This is a genomic window from Flavonifractor sp. DFI.6.63 (assembly GCF_024462255.1).
GTDB classification, from domain to species: domain Bacteria; phylum Bacillota; class Clostridia; order Oscillospirales; family Oscillospiraceae; genus Lawsonibacter_A; species Lawsonibacter_A hominis.
Window position 1 is genome coordinate 1 of sequence record NZ_JANGBE010000131.1, and the last position, 287, is coordinate 287.

Below are 287 nucleotides of genomic sequence, written 5' to 3' on the forward strand. Positions count from 1 at the left end.
CTCCCCTCCCGGGGTTCTTTTCACCTTTCCCTCACGGTACTATACGCTATCGGTCACTAGGTAGTATTTAGCCTTGGGGGGTGGTCCCCCCTGCTTCCCACAAGGTTTCACGTGTCTCGTGGTACTCTGGATCATATCAAGAGTCTTCTTGGCTTTGTGTACGGGACTATTACCCTCTGTGGTAGAACTTTCCAGAACTCTTCCACTCGCAATAACCACTCCTTAAGATATGTCCGCAACCCCAAATTAGTAAACTAACTTGGTTTGGGCTCTTCCGCGTTCGCTCG

1 rRNA gene is annotated in these 287 nt (G+C 50.2%); it reads right to left on the reverse strand.

The features are described 5' to 3' along the window. A 23S ribosomal RNA gene (locus NE547_RS18205) occupies positions 1 to 287 on the reverse strand; the annotation flags it as partial.